Genomic DNA, 12,210 nt, shown 5'->3' on the forward strand with positions numbered 1-12,210 from the left:
CTCCCCCGACGTGCTCGATCTCACCGACCTCGACCGCCCAGCCCCCGGCCCGGGCGAGGTCCTGGTCCAGGTCAAGGCCGCGTCCGTCCAGCCCTCCCAGCACCAGCACCTGCTCCCCGGCGGCCAGCTCACCCCGCCAGGTCAGCGCCTGGTACGCGGCCACCGCCGACAGCCCGAGCGCCGCCACGGCGACGGGGCCGGCGTCACCGGGCAGCTCGACGACGTCGCCGGCGGGCACGCAGGCCAGCTCCGCCATGCTCCCGTCGCCCGGCGCCATCCCGGCCGGCGTGGGGAACCACACCAGCCGCCCGCCCACTGTTCCGACCCCCTGCACGCCGGGGACGTACGGCGTCGCGGGCGCCCCGAAGTAGGAGGCCCCGCCCGCGCACAGCACGTCGAGCGGCGTGATCGGCGCGGCGAGCACCCGCACGAGCAGCTCCCCCGCCCCCGGCGAGGGGTCGGGCCGGTCGGCCGGGCGCGGCGGCCGGCCGCACGTGTCGATCTGCGCGGCCCGCATCAGGTGGCGATGTCCGGATACGGCAGCTGGTGGTGCGCGAGCCGCCGCGCGTACTCCAGCTGGAAGCCCAGCGGCTCGCTGTAGTCGCGCTCGAACATCGCGATGAACAGCGTCAAGGTGAGGAACGGATGCGCGCCCAGCTCGAACAGCTTGGGGTAGTCGTGGCCGGCCAGCGCCTCACGTTCGGCGTCGTCGAAGCGCAGCCACGTGGACGACTCGCCGGAGTGGCAGCCGAGGATGCGGTTGGCGTACTCGGCCTCCCACCACTCGACGGTGGCGCGGGGCTGCTCGCGGTAGCGCTCGACCAGCTCGGGGTCGCGATCGACGGTGAAGAGGAACTTGTTCAGCAGGTACTTGCTCATGCGCGGCCGCCTCCGTTCCGGTACCAGGTGAAGTACGCCTCCATGGTGTGGAACAGGTCGTAGGTGTCCACGTAGTCGGCCTTGCGCCCCTCCCCGGCGACCCCCATCATCAGCATGAAGTCCATGAAGCCGTGGGTGGCGTTGCCCGGGTTCCACAGGCTGTCGAGGGTGACCTCCGACAGGCAGCCCTCGATGTCGCCGGTGGAGATCCACTCGACGGCCTTGCGGTCGAAGTCGGGGTCGGGGCCGTGCGGCCCGAACTGGCGAGGGCCGCCCAGCTCCAGCGACAGGTGCCCGGTGCCGATGACCGCCACCCGCTGGTTTCCCGGCCACGACTCGACCAGCTCGCGGATGGCCTGGCCGAGCTGGATGAAGCGCTTCGGCTGCGGCAGCGGCGGGGCGAAGATGTTGGTGTAGACGGGCACGATCGGCAGGTCGTTCTGCGGGCGCAGGGTGATGATCGGGCACGTGATGGAGTGGTCGATCCGCAGCTCGTTGGAGAAGGCGAGGTCGAAGCCCATGTCCATGCCGCCGCGCAGCAGGTGCGCCGACAGGTCCTCCTGGCCCTGGAAGAGCATGCGGGGCAGGCCGAACTCGCGTTCCTCGTTGTAGAAGTTCGCGTCGTAGAAGGGGGCCTTGCCGACCAGGAACTGCGGCATGTTGTCCAGCCAGAACTGGTGGAAGTGGTCGGAGCCGACCATGACGAGGACGTCGGGGTTCGCCCGCGTCAACGTCTCGCGGAAGGCTTCGACCTTGCGTACCCACTCGTCGGCGAACGGCGGCCGGTCCTCCCCCGTCGAGGTGGAGGCGCGGTAGTAGAACGGGTGGTGGGTCGACGCGATGACCGCGACGAGTTCAGCCATGCGAACCTCCGTAGGGCTCGGGGTCGATGGGCCGGTTGTTGAGGTCCACCGACAGGAAGATGTCGTTGGCGACGGGGTTGCGCAGCTCCTCGGCGAGCTGCCCGATGAGCCCCGCGGTCCTGGCCAGCAGGGCGAACGCGCGCAGCAGCTCCAGCGGCAGGCCGAGGTCGGCGAGCGCGGCGCCGCACACCCCCGCGCCGTTGAGCGGCAGGGTACGGCCGAGCACCTGGGGATGCACCCGGCCGATCGCGGCGAACAGCAACAAGTGGGGGCCGTAGAGGCCCTCTTCCGCGGCGATCTCGAACAGCCTGGGCGTGCGCGGATCGCCGTCCTTGTGCACGTGGTGGCCGAGGCCGGGGATGAGCTTGCGTTCCTCGCGGCGGGCCCGCACGGTGCGCAGGGCGAGGGCGTCCCAGCCGGCGTCGTCGGCGGGCAGCGGGTCGCCGTGCTCCTGGATGACGTCGTCCAGGAAGCGGCCGCAGTCCTCGGTGACGCCGAGGAAGCGCGAGCCGCCGCCGAGCAGCCCCGCCGCCAGCGCCCCCTGGACGGAGTCGGGCGCCGACAGGTACGTCAGCCGCGTCACGATCGCGGTCGGCGTGAACCCGTGGTCGGCCAGCGCGGCCAGCACCGCCTCGAAGACGCGTACCTCGCCGGGCGACGGGCGGCGCTGGGTGGCCAGCCAGAACGCCAGCTCGCCGAAGCCCACCTCGCCCATGACGTCGCCGGCCAGATCCTGCCCGAGCAGGGTGATCGTCTTCAGTGACGACGCCCCGAGCGCCGTCGGGTAGTCGCGCTCGCTCACGCCCGCTCCTCCCCTTCCTCGCCGGCCCCGGTGAGCCACTTGCGCAGCTCCGTTCCGTGCTCGTCGAGCTCCGGTGGCGGCAGCGTATAGCTGACCGGCGTCTCGGAGAACCTGATGGGGTTACGGGTGGTCGGCACCGCCCGCTCGCCCTCGCCGACCTCGACCACCGGGTCCAGCCCGAACCGCTCGGCCATCGCGAACCCGCCGTCGATGGTCTGGATGGGACCGCTCGGCACGCCGGCCTCGACCAGCAGCTCGAACCACTCGACGGCGCCCCTGGCGGCCAGCCGCTCGACGAGGATGGGGCGCAGCTCGTCGCGGTTGGCGGTGCGGTCGGCGTTGCGGGCGTAGCGCGGGTCGTCGGCGATCTCGGGGATGCCGAGCACCTCGCACAGCTTGCGGAACTGGCCGTCGTTCGCGGCGGTGACGATGAGGTCGTCGTCGGCGGTGGGCAGCGGCTCGTACGGGAACACGCTGGGGTGCGCGTTGCCCATCCGGAACGGCACCTCCCCGCCCGCCACGTACGCGGAGCTGTGGTTGACCAGCCCGGTCAGCGCCGAAGACAGCAAATTGATCTCGACGTGCTGCCCGCGCCCTGTGGCGTCGCGGTGCCGCAGCGCGGCCAGGATGCCGATGACGGCGTGGTTGCCCGCCATGACGTCGAAGACGGAGATGCCGGCCCGGTACGGCGGCCCGTCGGGCTCGCCGGTGAGGCTCATCAGGCCGGAGATGGCCTGCACCATGAGGTCGTAGCCGGGCACGCGGGCGCCCTCGCCGGAGCCGAACCCGCTGATGGAGGCGTAGACGACGCCCGGGTTGGCGGACGTGACGGCGTCGTAGTCGAGACCGTACTTGGCCAGCCCGCCGGGGCGGAAGTTCTCGATGAGCACGTCGGCGCGCCTGGCCAGCTCTCTGGCCACCTCGGCGTCGCCCTCGTCGCGCAGGTCGAGCGCGATCGAGCGCTTGCCCCGGTTGACGCCCAGGTAGTAGGTGGACACCTCGCCCCGCGTGGGCGGCATCCAGCCACGGGTGTCGTCGCCCTTGGGGCCCTCGACCTTGACGACGTCGGCGCCCAGGTCGGCCAGCAGCATCGTGGCGTACGGGCCGGCCAGGATCCGGGAGAAGTCGGCCACCAGGACGCCGGACAGCGGCCCGCCCCCCGCCGGCCCGTTCGTTGCGGCGTCTGCTGTCATCCGGCCCTTCCCTTCGTTCGGTACGTTCGTTCAGCGGACAAATGTCCGTAATCGGGATTCTGGCACACGTCCGCACGCCTGGGCCACAGCAGCGGGCACCCTTGACACCAGGCGGGGCGCTCGTAGAGTTACGGCAAAGTAAATGACCGTTGTGCGGACATATGTTCGCGGGGTCTGCGTTCCCGTGCCGTGAGGAGTTCCTACGATGACCGAGTTCGAGGCCGGGCGGCCCCTGGTGCTGCGCGGCGGCACCGTGCTGCCCATGGACGGCAGGCGGGTGCTGACCGAGACGGACGTGCTGGTCACCGGCGACGAGATCACCGCCGTCGGCCCCGCGCTCGACGTGCCCGAGGGCACCGCCGAGATCGACGCCACGGGCGGCATCGTCATGCCCGGCATGATCGACACCCACCGGCACATGTGGCAGACCGCGATGCGCGGCTACGGCGCCGACTGGACGCTCACCCAGTACTTCGTCTGGTACTACCTGGAGTACGGCAAGCTGTTCAGGCCCGAGGACATCCACGCGGGCAACACCCTGGCCGCCATCGAGGCGCTCGACGCCGGCGTCACCACCGTCGTCGACTGGTCACACGGGCTGCGCACCCCCGACCACGCCGACGCCGCCGCCGACGCGCTGCAGGCCGTGCCCGGCCGGTACGTGCTGGCGTACGGCAACATCCAGGCGCCGCCCGCCGAGTGGACCACCGCGCCCGAGTTCCGCGACTTCGTGCGCCGCCGCATCACCGGCGACGACCTGCTCGGCTTCCAGATCGCCTTCGACGTGCTCGGCGACCCGTCCTTCCCCGAGAAGCCCGCCTTCGAGGTGGCCCGCGACCTCGGCGCCAGCGTCACCACGCACGCCGGCGTCTGGGGCGCCACCAGCGACGAGGGCATCAGGCTCATGTACGAGCACGGCTTCATGACCCCCGGCACCGTCTACGTGCACGCCGCCTCCCTGTCGGCCGACTCCTACCACCGCATCGCGGCCACCGGCGGCTCCATCTCCGTCTCCACCGAGAGCGAGCAGAGCGCCGGCCAGGGCTACCCGCCCACCTGGGCGATCCGCCAGCACGGCATCCCGGTCTCGCTGTCGATGGACACCAGCGTCTGGTGGAGCGGCGACCTGTTCTCCGCCATGCGCACCACGCTCGGCGCCGACCGCTCCCGCGAGCACCTGGAGGCGCACGCCAAGGGCGAGACCGTCACGCACGCCGCGCTCCGCGCCGACCAGGTGGCGCAGTGGGCGACCAGGGGCGGCGCCGAGGCCATCGGGCGCGACGACCTCGGCGTCATCGAGCCCGGCAAGAAGGCCGACCTCGTGCTCATCAAGAACGATCATTCGCCGGTGTCGTTCCCGCTGCTCAACCCGTTCGGGCACGTGGTGTTCCAGGCGCAGCGCGGCGACGTGCACACGGTGCTGGTCAACGGGCGAGTGGTCAAGCACGAGCACCGGCTGGTCGGCATCGACCTCGCCGCCGCCCGCGCCGAGGTGGACAGGACCGTCGAGTATCTGCGCGGGGAGATGGGCGAGGAGGCGTGGGAGAAGGGCATGAACCCGGACATCCCCACGGCCGAGGTGCTCGACAACCCGTACACGTACACGGACTACCGCAGCGACGCGACCCACCGCCTCTGATCACGCACGTCCTTCCCCGCCGGCCCGCTGTACGGAGGCCCGCTATCCGCTGACTCGCTGTGCGGACGCTTTTGCGGCGGCGCGGGAGCTTTCCGTGGCGGCGCGGGAGCTTTCCGTGGCGATGCGGGAGCTTTCCGTGGCGGTGCGGAAGGACGCGCGGTAGGTCTGCGGCGTCACGCCGGCCACCCGCTTGAACCGCTCCCTGAACGCGGTGGCCGAGCCGAACCCGGCCTGCACCGCGATGCGCTCCACGCCGTGGTCGGTGGTCTCCAGCAGGAACTGCGCCCGCCGTACGCGGGCCCGCAGCAGCCACTGCAGCGGCGTGGTGCCGGTCTGCTCGCGGAAGCGGCGGCTGAACGTACGCTCGCTCAGCCCGCCGCGCCGCGCCATGTCGGCCAGCGTCACGTCCCTGGCCAGGTTGTCCTCGATCCACGCCAGCACCGGCTCCAGCTGTGAGCCGCGCGGCACCGGCGGCTGCGCGTGCACGATGAACTGCGCCTGCCCGCCCTCGCGCTCCAGCGGCATCACCGACAGCCGGGCCGCGTCGGCGGCCACCGCCGAGCCGAAGTCGCGGCGGATCATGTGCAGGCACAGGTCGAGCCCGGCAGCGGCGCCCGCCGAGGTGAGGATCTGCCCGTTGTCGACGTAGAGCACGTCGGGTCGCACGTCCACCTGCGCGAACATCTGGGCCAGCCGGTCGGCCGCCAGCCAGTGGGTGGTCGCGCCTCGCCCGTCGAGCAGGCCCGCCGCGGCCAGCGTGAAGGCGCCCACGCAGATGGAGGCGATGCGGGTGCCGTCTCGTGCCGCCGCGCGCAGCGCGTCCAGGACGTCCTCGCCCGGCGGCGTGCCCCGTTCCGACTGGCCCGGCACCATGATCGTGTCGGCTTCGCGCAGCGCTTCCAGCCCGTGCGGCGCGGAGATCGTGAACGTGTCGGTCGCGACCTGCGGCTCCGCCGCGCACACCAGCACGCGGTACGGGCGGCGCCCGTCGGCCAGCCGCGCCCGCCCGAACGCCTCGATCGGCACTCCCAGGTCGGCCGCCACCACATGGTCCGTCGCGAGAACCGCCACCGTGTGCATGCCCGCCACCGTAGCCGAGATCCCGCCACACATGAACGCCCAGGTCGTCCGCCTGCTCCCGGATCCAGTCCCGGGTCGACCGGTTGGCGAGAACCCGTTGGAAATTGTCGATCCAGCCACTGGGGTACTCCCCCTCCGCCGCCCTAACGTGGGCCGCCGACGAAAGGAGCATCCCTTCATGCACGTTCACGTGGTCCTGTTCGACGGGTTCGACCCGCTCGACGCCCTCGGCCCGTACGAGGTCCTGCAAGCGGCCGCCCTCGCCGGCGGTGACGTCACAGCCGAGCTGGTCACCGCCGAAGGTCCCCGCGAGGTGCCCAGCGGCATCCCGCGCCTCACGCTGCGCGCCACCGGCACACTCGACCCGGCCGTCGCCGACGTGGTCATCATCCCGGGCGGGGCCGGCGCGCTGTCCGGCGACGGGGAGCACACCGTGCAGGCCGTGCTCGCCCGTTCGCTGGAGACCGGCCTGCCCGCCCTCGCCAAGCTGGCGCTCGAGCGGGAGGGCACGCTGGTCGCCACCGTGTGCGGCGGCTCGCTCATCCTCGCCATGGCCGGCCTCATCTCCGGCCGCCACGCCACCACCAACCACCAGGGCCTGGACGCCCTCGCCGCGACCGGCGCCCGCCCGGTGCGGGCCCGGCTGGTGGACGACGGCGACCTCGTGACGGCCGCCGGCATCACCTCAGGCGTGGACCTGGGGCTCTACCTGGTCGAACGCGAGACCGGCCCGCAGATCGCGCACGCCGTGGAAACGCTGTTCGCCCACGAACGCCGCGGCACCACCTGGTCCCCCACCGGCCCCACCGCCGCCTGGTAAGGCCAACCATGCCTCTCACCCCACCCCAACCAGTCCCCCACCCCTTGATGCCCCAGCCCCCGCACCACCCCACGCCTTTGGACCCGCACCACCCCACGCCCGCGGACCCGCACCACCCCACATTCCTGGACCCGTACCACCCCATGCCCCTTCACCCGCGCCGGCGGATGCTCCCGCCCTTCCCCCTTCACCGGCCGGCACCACAGAGGTGCCGCGCCTCGGACGCTGGGGGCCGGTCGTGACGAAGGTACTGCTGTCGTTGCACGTGCTGGCCGCCATCGTCGCGGTCGGGCCGGTCACGGTCGCGGCCTCCATGTTCCCGGCGGCGGTGCGGCGGGCGCACGCGGCCGGGGCGGACGCCGCCTCCGTCGCCCCCGTCCGGCTGCTGCACCGGATCTGCCGCGTCTACGCCGTGCTCGGCCTGGCCGTCCCGGTGTTCGGGTTCGCCACGGCGAGCAGCCTCGGCGTCCTCACCGACGCCTGGCTGATCGTGTCGATCGGCCTCACCGCACTCGCCGCCGGGGTGCTGGCCCTGGCCGTCCTACCGGGCCAGGAACGGCTGCTGAACGGGGTCGACGACGGCACGACCGCCCGGCTAGGGATGGTGACCGGCGTGTTCAACCTGCTCTGGGCCGTCGTGACCGTCCTCATGATCGTCCGCCCCGGCTCCACGACGGGGGTGTGACCGTGAACCGTCAACCCCTGCGCATCGCCGCCGCCGTCGAGCTCGCCACGCTCGTCGTCCTGCTGGGCAACGTGCTCACCGTGCACCTGCCCGCGATCTCGTCGCTGGCGGGGCCGGTGCACGGGTGCGCGTACCTGTTCACGGTCGTCGCCGCCGCGCGCGACCCCCGCCGTACGCTTCCCGCCGCCCTCGTCGCCTGGCTGCCCGGCATCGGCGGCCTGCTCGCCCTGCGCCTGCTCGCCAGAACCCCCTTGGAGGGTCAGGGCACGTAGTGCGCGACGCCGAGCCCGAACGACCAGTCGATCGACTCGTTCTCGGTCAGCGAGACGAGCACGTTGCGCGGCTCGGTGCCCGCGTACGCGTGGGCCAGCTCGGCGATGCGCCGGTAGAGCGCCTTCTTCACCTCCGGCGTGCGGCCGGAGCGCAGCGTGATCGCGACGAACACGGCGTCGTCGTCCCGGCGCAGGCCGGGAAAGGCGCCGTACCGCATCACGCTGCGAGTGCCGTCGTGCGAGGTCAGCACCTGGAACAGGTCGTCGGACGGGATGCCGACGGTCTCCACCATCGCGTCGTGGACGGCACGGCCGAGTGCGTCGAGCCGCTCGGGGTCGGCGCGGATCGCGTCGATGCGGACGAAGGGCATGATCGTCTTCCTCCCAGAAGAGTCTCAGAAGAGGGCGGACCGGGTGAGCAGGCCGAGCGCGCCTTCGACGGCGGTGGCGAACACACCGGGGTCACCGGCGGCGCGGGCCAGCACGTACCCGCCCTGGAGCACGGCGACGAGGGCGGTGGCCGTGGCGGCGGGGTCGAGGCGGGCGTCGAACTCGCCGGCCGCGCGCCCCTCTTCGAGCAGTTCGCCGATCCGCCCGGTGAGCCAGGCGAACGTCTCCTCGACCGGCCGCCGCAGCCCAGGATCGGCCATGACGTCGGGATCCTGGGTGAGCCGGCCGACGGGACAGCCCTTGAGCACGTCCCGCTCGCGCCGCAGGTAGGCGGCGACCCGCTCGACGGTCGTGCCGGGCCCGGCGAAGGCGGCCTCGGCCCGCTCCCTCAGCTCCTTCGCAGTGCGATCGATGGCCGCCAGGGCGAGATCGGGCTTGCCGCTGAAGTGGTGATACATACTGCCCTGCCCGGCTCCCGACCGCTGCTGAATCGCCTTGGGGCTGGTGCCGACATAGCCCCGCTCCCACAGCAGCTCACGGGTGCTCTCGATGAGCCGTTCCCTGGTGTCCATGCCGAACATACTAGTAGGTACAGCCCCACGCCTTGGCTACGAGATGACGTGCCGCGCTGCTCGGGGTGCGTACGGGGTCGTGACCGCGTGATGATCTCGGGCTTATGATCCGGGCAGGCCGAGGGAAGGGCGCAGTGCGATGACCGATGAGCAGGCTCCACCGGGCGTCGATCCGACGGTTCCGAGCGTCGCCCGGATGTACGACTACTACCTCGGCGGCAAGGACAACTTCCGCGCCGACCGTGACGCCGCCGAGCAGATCGTCAGGCTCGCCCGCGACTCAGGCGCCGACGTACGCGAGATGGCCCGCGCCAACCGGGGCTTCCTGATCCGTACGGTGCACCACCTCGCCGCCTCCGGCGTACGGCAGTTCCTCGACATCGGCACCGGCCTGCCCACCCAGGACAACGTGCACCAGGTGGCCCGAAGGGTCGCGCCTGACGCCAAGGTCGTGTACGTCGACAACGATCCGATCGTGCTGACCCACGCCCAGGCGCTGCTCGCCGGCAGCCCCGGCACGTACGTGCTGGACGGCGACGTGCGCCGGCCGGCCGACATCCTGCGCGACGCCGCCGCCCACCTCGACTTCGGCCGCCCCGTCGCGATCGTCCTGGCCGCCGTCCTGCATTTCCTCCCGGATGACGCCGAGGTGGCCGCCATCGTCGCCACGTTGCGCGGCGCGCTGGTGCCCGGCGGCCACCTGGTGATCTCGCACAGCTACGTCGAGCCGGACGAGGGCCGGCCGGAGCGGATGGGCGAGGCCCAGGACGTCTACCGGCGCTCGGCGTCCGGCTCGATCGCCTGGCGCGACCGCGACACCGTGCGCGGCTGGTTCGACGGGCTGGAGTTGCTGGAGCCGGGCGTGGTGCCGGTGCAGCACTGGCGCGACGACGCCCCGCACCCGGCGCCCGGCCTGGACAAGGGCGGCGTCCTGGGCGCGGTAGGCCGCCTGCGCGGCTGACGCGCACACACCGTGCTACGTCTGCCCGGCGGACACGCGGCCCCGCCTTCCCACCTCCGCCCCACAAACACGCAGCCCCGCCCTCCCACACCCGCCCCGCAGACACGCAGGTCCGCCGTCGCGTGACGGCGGGCCGCAGGGTGCCGTGGGCGAGCCGGCCGTGGAGCGGGGCGGCGGGCCGTAAGGGTCAGTAAGTGGGGCGGGTGCGGAGGAGGTCCGTGACCGTGGGGGCGCGCATCATGTGCGGGTCGAGGAGTTCGGCGCGGCGCCGGGGGATGCCGCCGGCCAGGGCGGCCTCGGTGAGCGCGTCCTTGACCCAGCGGGCGTCCACGGGGTGCCCGTCGTCCTGCCTGATCAGCGGCTCGCCCGGGGTCCTGGACGACGACAGCGTCCGCAGCAGGGGCCTGACCAGGGCCGGGATGGGGAAGGCGACGAGGTCGCCGCGCCCGTCGGGGACGGTGACGATGGCGGGTTCGCCGGCGGTCACCGCCCGCAGGTCCTGCAACGTGATGCCGGCCAGCGCCGCGACGGGCGCGCCGGTGGCGTCGAGCAGCGCGACGGCGGCGGCCTCTGCGGGCCTGCCGTCGGCGGCCAGCCGGGCGATGCCCTTGCGCAGCAGCCGCCGGTCGCCGGGGGTCAGCGCCGGGACGGACCCCGGGCGTACGGCGCCGCTGCGCCACGCGAACGTGTAGAACGCCGACAGCATCGCCCGCTTCCTCGACACGGTCGCGGGCGACAGGGGCTTGCCGGGGGTGCGCACGCCGACGGCGAGGGTGCCGCTGAGCGCGCCGTCGCAGTAGGCGTCGAGGTGGGCGCCGGTGGCGGCGAGCGGTTCGAGCGCCGGGTCGGTGTCGTGGAGCCAGCGCAGGAACGCGGCCAGCACCTGCAACCTGGCCTGCCGGGTGGCCGCCGACGGCCGCTCGGTGAGCCACGCGACCACGGTGCGGCGGGTCGGCGCGGCCAGCCCGTCGACGAGATCGACGTCGGCCGCGGCCACCTCGCCGCCGTCGCCGGGCTTGCGCCGCGGCCGCAGCCCGGGGATGCGCCCCACGCTCCCGGCCCGCGCCTTGCGAGCGCCGCCGTCGGAGGGTGTGCCCGGCTCGCGGGACGTCAAGGACTGCGCGTGTACGCCTCCGGAGGCGCCGGGGACGGCGGCGGCGTCGTCGTGGGCTCTCGGCATGCTCAGCACTCGACCGTACCCGCCCTCACCACGACAGCGGCATGGCCGAGCAGCCCCGGCCGCGCGATGGACGTCACGGAGGAGTCGGTGGCCGTCGCGCGGGCGTCGTGAGCGCCCGGGCGGCATGAGCCAGGCAGTCCAATCATGATCTCGATCTTCTCACGGAGCGGCACCCGGTCTTCCGCGTTCCGCCCCGGAGACTCAGTCGCGCTTGGGCGCGTAGTGCAGGGCGGTGATCCCGCACTCGAACGGCCGGGCCCCGGCGAGGCGGAAGCGCTGGTGACCGGCGACGTCGGGGAAGACGGGCAGGCCGCTGCCGATCGAGACCGGGTTGACGAACAGGTGGATCTCGTCGATGAGCCCTTCCGCGATGAGGCCGGAGGCGAGCTTCGCGCCCCCGTACGTGATGATGTCGCCGCCGGGCCGCTCCTTGAGGTCGCGGATGGCGGAGGCGAGGTCACCGCCGAGGATGGTGGCGTTGGGCCACGGCGACTCGGTGAGGGTGTTGGAGACGACGACCTTGGGGGTGTCGTTCATCCACGCGACGGTCTCCTTGCTCTCCCCTTGGGGCTCGGCGGCCCAGGTGGGGATGAAGCCCCCGGCGAGCTCGCGGCCGAGCAGGATGCAGTCGACCGAGGAGGTCATGGCGTCGATGTAGGCGCCGACGTCGTCGCTCCAGTTGAAGTCCATCCAGTCCATCTCGCCCTCGGGGCCGCCCATGTAGCCGTCGATGGTGGTCTGGATCTGGAGTTTGAGCGTACGCATCAGGGGTTCTTCCTTTCGGTCGGTCAGCTGGCTCAAGCCTGGCGGAGCGGACTTACGGAACGTTTACGGCGCGCCCTACCGCGACCGTAAGGTGCCGAATTACATCGAA

The 12,210-nt window shown here is 72.5% G+C and carries 14 protein-coding genes and 1 pseudogene; 5 read left to right on the top strand and 10 right to left on the bottom strand.

The genetic code is table 11. The annotated features are described in order from the left end of the window. From AB0K28_RS38585 to AB0K28_RS38605, 5 genes and pseudogenes are all read right to left on the bottom strand, one after another. Positions 1 to 517: pseudogene (locus AB0K28_RS38585) on the bottom strand (hypothetical protein); the annotation flags it as partial. Next, complete coding sequence (locus AB0K28_RS38590) at positions 517 to 879, bottom strand: hypothetical protein (RefSeq protein ID WP_345404520.1); 363 nt, start codon at positions 877 to 879, stop codon at positions 517 to 519. The pseudogene AB0K28_RS38585 and the gene AB0K28_RS38590, both read right to left, overlap by 1 nt. After that, positions 876 to 1,742, bottom strand: a complete 867-nt coding sequence (locus AB0K28_RS38595; RefSeq protein WP_364379960.1) for an extradiol ring-cleavage dioxygenase — start codon at positions 1,740 to 1,742, stop codon at positions 876 to 878. The genes AB0K28_RS38590 and AB0K28_RS38595 overlap by 4 nt, the downstream gene beginning before the upstream one ends. Further along, complete coding sequence (locus AB0K28_RS38600) at positions 1,735 to 2,544, bottom strand: citryl-CoA lyase (protein WP_364379962.1); 810 nt, start codon at positions 2,542 to 2,544, stop codon at positions 1,735 to 1,737. Before AB0K28_RS38600 ends, AB0K28_RS38595 begins: the two co-directional genes overlap by 8 nt. Next, positions 2,541 to 3,737, bottom strand: a complete 1,197-nt coding sequence (locus tag AB0K28_RS38605; protein WP_345404508.1) for a CoA transferase — start codon at positions 3,735 to 3,737, stop codon at positions 2,541 to 2,543. Before AB0K28_RS38605 ends, AB0K28_RS38600 begins: the two co-directional genes overlap by 4 nt. Before the next feature lie 205 nt (positions 3,738 to 3,942). Between AB0K28_RS38605 and AB0K28_RS38610 the strand changes: the two genes are divergently transcribed. Next, on the top strand, positions 3,943 to 5,376 hold the full coding sequence (locus AB0K28_RS38610; protein WP_364379965.1) for an amidohydrolase family protein: 1,434 nt from the start codon (positions 3,943 to 3,945) through the stop codon (positions 5,374 to 5,376). 42 nt (positions 5,377 to 5,418) lie between these two features. Here AB0K28_RS38610 and AB0K28_RS38615 read toward each other — a convergent pair whose 3' ends face one another. Then, positions 5,419 to 6,456, bottom strand: coding sequence for a helix-turn-helix domain-containing protein (locus AB0K28_RS38615; protein WP_364379968.1), 1,038 nt, complete (start codon positions 6,454 to 6,456; stop codon positions 5,419 to 5,421). A gap of 178 nt (positions 6,457 to 6,634) precedes the next feature. Here AB0K28_RS38615 and AB0K28_RS38620 point away from each other — a divergent pair, with 178 nt between their 5' ends. The 3 genes from AB0K28_RS38620 (at position 6,635) to AB0K28_RS38630 (ending at position 8,233) form a co-directional block, all read left to right on the top strand. Beyond that, positions 6,635 to 7,276 (top strand): DJ-1/PfpI family protein, encoded by a 642-nt coding sequence (locus AB0K28_RS38620; RefSeq protein ID WP_364379971.1) that lies wholly within the window; start codon positions 6,635 to 6,637, stop codon positions 7,274 to 7,276. A gap of 238 nt (positions 7,277 to 7,514) precedes the next feature. Beyond that, positions 7,515 to 7,961 carry a hypothetical protein gene (locus tag AB0K28_RS38625; protein WP_364379974.1) on the top strand — a complete coding sequence of 149 codons (447 nt, stop codon included), beginning with the start codon at positions 7,515 to 7,517 and terminating at the stop codon, positions 7,959 to 7,961. Between the two features lie 2 nt (positions 7,962 to 7,963). Continuing rightward, a complete protein-coding gene (locus tag AB0K28_RS38630; protein WP_364379977.1) occupies positions 7,964 to 8,233 on the top strand; it encodes a hypothetical protein in 270 nt (89 codons plus the stop codon). Here the strand turns inward: AB0K28_RS38630 and AB0K28_RS38635 are convergent. Further along, the gene (locus tag AB0K28_RS38635) at positions 8,221 to 8,604 is read right to left on the bottom strand and encodes a tautomerase family protein (RefSeq protein WP_364379980.1); all 384 of its coding nucleotides are present in this window, start codon (positions 8,602 to 8,604) and stop codon (positions 8,221 to 8,223) included. The two genes, AB0K28_RS38630 and AB0K28_RS38635, sit on opposite strands and share 13 nt — an antisense overlap. A 24-nt stretch (positions 8,605 to 8,628) precedes the next feature. After that, positions 8,629 to 9,195 (bottom strand): TetR/AcrR family transcriptional regulator, encoded by a 567-nt coding sequence (locus tag AB0K28_RS38640; protein WP_364379983.1) that lies wholly within the window; start codon positions 9,193 to 9,195, stop codon positions 8,629 to 8,631. 139 nt (positions 9,196 to 9,334) lie between these two features. Between AB0K28_RS38640 and AB0K28_RS38645 the strand changes: the two genes are divergently transcribed. Then, positions 9,335 to 10,156, top strand: a complete 822-nt coding sequence (locus AB0K28_RS38645; RefSeq protein WP_364379986.1) for an SAM-dependent methyltransferase — start codon at positions 9,335 to 9,337, stop codon at positions 10,154 to 10,156. Between the two features lie 187 nt (positions 10,157 to 10,343). Here AB0K28_RS38645 and AB0K28_RS38650 read toward each other — a convergent pair whose 3' ends face one another. Together AB0K28_RS38650 and AB0K28_RS38655 are read right to left on the bottom strand one after the other, a co-directional pair. Further along, the gene (locus tag AB0K28_RS38650) at positions 10,344 to 11,336 is read right to left on the bottom strand and encodes a hypothetical protein (RefSeq protein WP_364379989.1); all 993 of its coding nucleotides are present in this window, start codon (positions 11,334 to 11,336) and stop codon (positions 10,344 to 10,346) included. Between the two features lie 201 nt (positions 11,337 to 11,537). After that, positions 11,538 to 12,101 carry a dihydrofolate reductase family protein gene (locus tag AB0K28_RS38655; protein WP_364379992.1) on the bottom strand — a complete coding sequence of 188 codons (564 nt, stop codon included), beginning with the start codon at positions 12,099 to 12,101 and terminating at the stop codon, positions 11,538 to 11,540. Positions 12,102 to 12,210 lie beyond the last annotated feature (109 nt).

The organism is Nonomuraea sp. NPDC049504 (genome assembly GCF_040676845.1).
GTDB lineage: Bacteria > Actinomycetota > Actinomycetes > Streptosporangiales > Streptosporangiaceae > Nonomuraea > Nonomuraea salmonea.

Excerpts from the sequence above, each read along its gene's own strand:
- AB0K28_RS38590 (WP_345404520.1), bottom strand. The coding sequence starts at position 879 with ATGAGCAAGTACCTGCTGAACAAGTTCCTCTTCACCGTCGATCGCGAC.
- AB0K28_RS38595 (WP_364379960.1), bottom strand. The coding sequence starts at position 1,742 with ATGGCTGAACTCGTCGCGGTCATCGCGTCGACCCACCACCCGTTCTAC.
- AB0K28_RS38605 (WP_345404508.1), bottom strand. The coding sequence starts at position 3,737 with ATGACAGCAGACGCCGCAACGAACGGGCCGGCGGGGGGCGGGCCGCTG.
- AB0K28_RS38610 (WP_364379965.1), top strand. The coding sequence starts at position 3,943 with ATGACCGAGTTCGAGGCCGGGCGGCCCCTGGTGCTGCGCGGCGGCACC.
- AB0K28_RS38615 (WP_364379968.1), bottom strand. The coding sequence starts at position 6,456 with ATGCACACGGTGGCGGTTCTCGCGACGGACCATGTGGTGGCGGCCGAC.
- AB0K28_RS38620 (WP_364379971.1), top strand. The coding sequence starts at position 6,635 with ATGCACGTTCACGTGGTCCTGTTCGACGGGTTCGACCCGCTCGACGCC.
- AB0K28_RS38635 (WP_364379980.1), bottom strand. The coding sequence starts at position 8,604 with ATGCCCTTCGTCCGCATCGACGCGATCCGCGCCGACCCCGAGCGGCTC.
- AB0K28_RS38640 (WP_364379983.1), bottom strand. The coding sequence starts at position 9,195 with ATGGACACCAGGGAACGGCTCATCGAGAGCACCCGTGAGCTGCTGTGG.
- AB0K28_RS38645 (WP_364379986.1), top strand. The coding sequence starts at position 9,335 with ATGACCGATGAGCAGGCTCCACCGGGCGTCGATCCGACGGTTCCGAGC.
- AB0K28_RS38650 (WP_364379989.1), bottom strand. The coding sequence starts at position 11,336 with ATGCCGAGAGCCCACGACGACGCCGCCGCCGTCCCCGGCGCCTCCGGA.
- AB0K28_RS38655 (WP_364379992.1), bottom strand. The coding sequence starts at position 12,101 with ATGCGTACGCTCAAACTCCAGATCCAGACCACCATCGACGGCTACATG.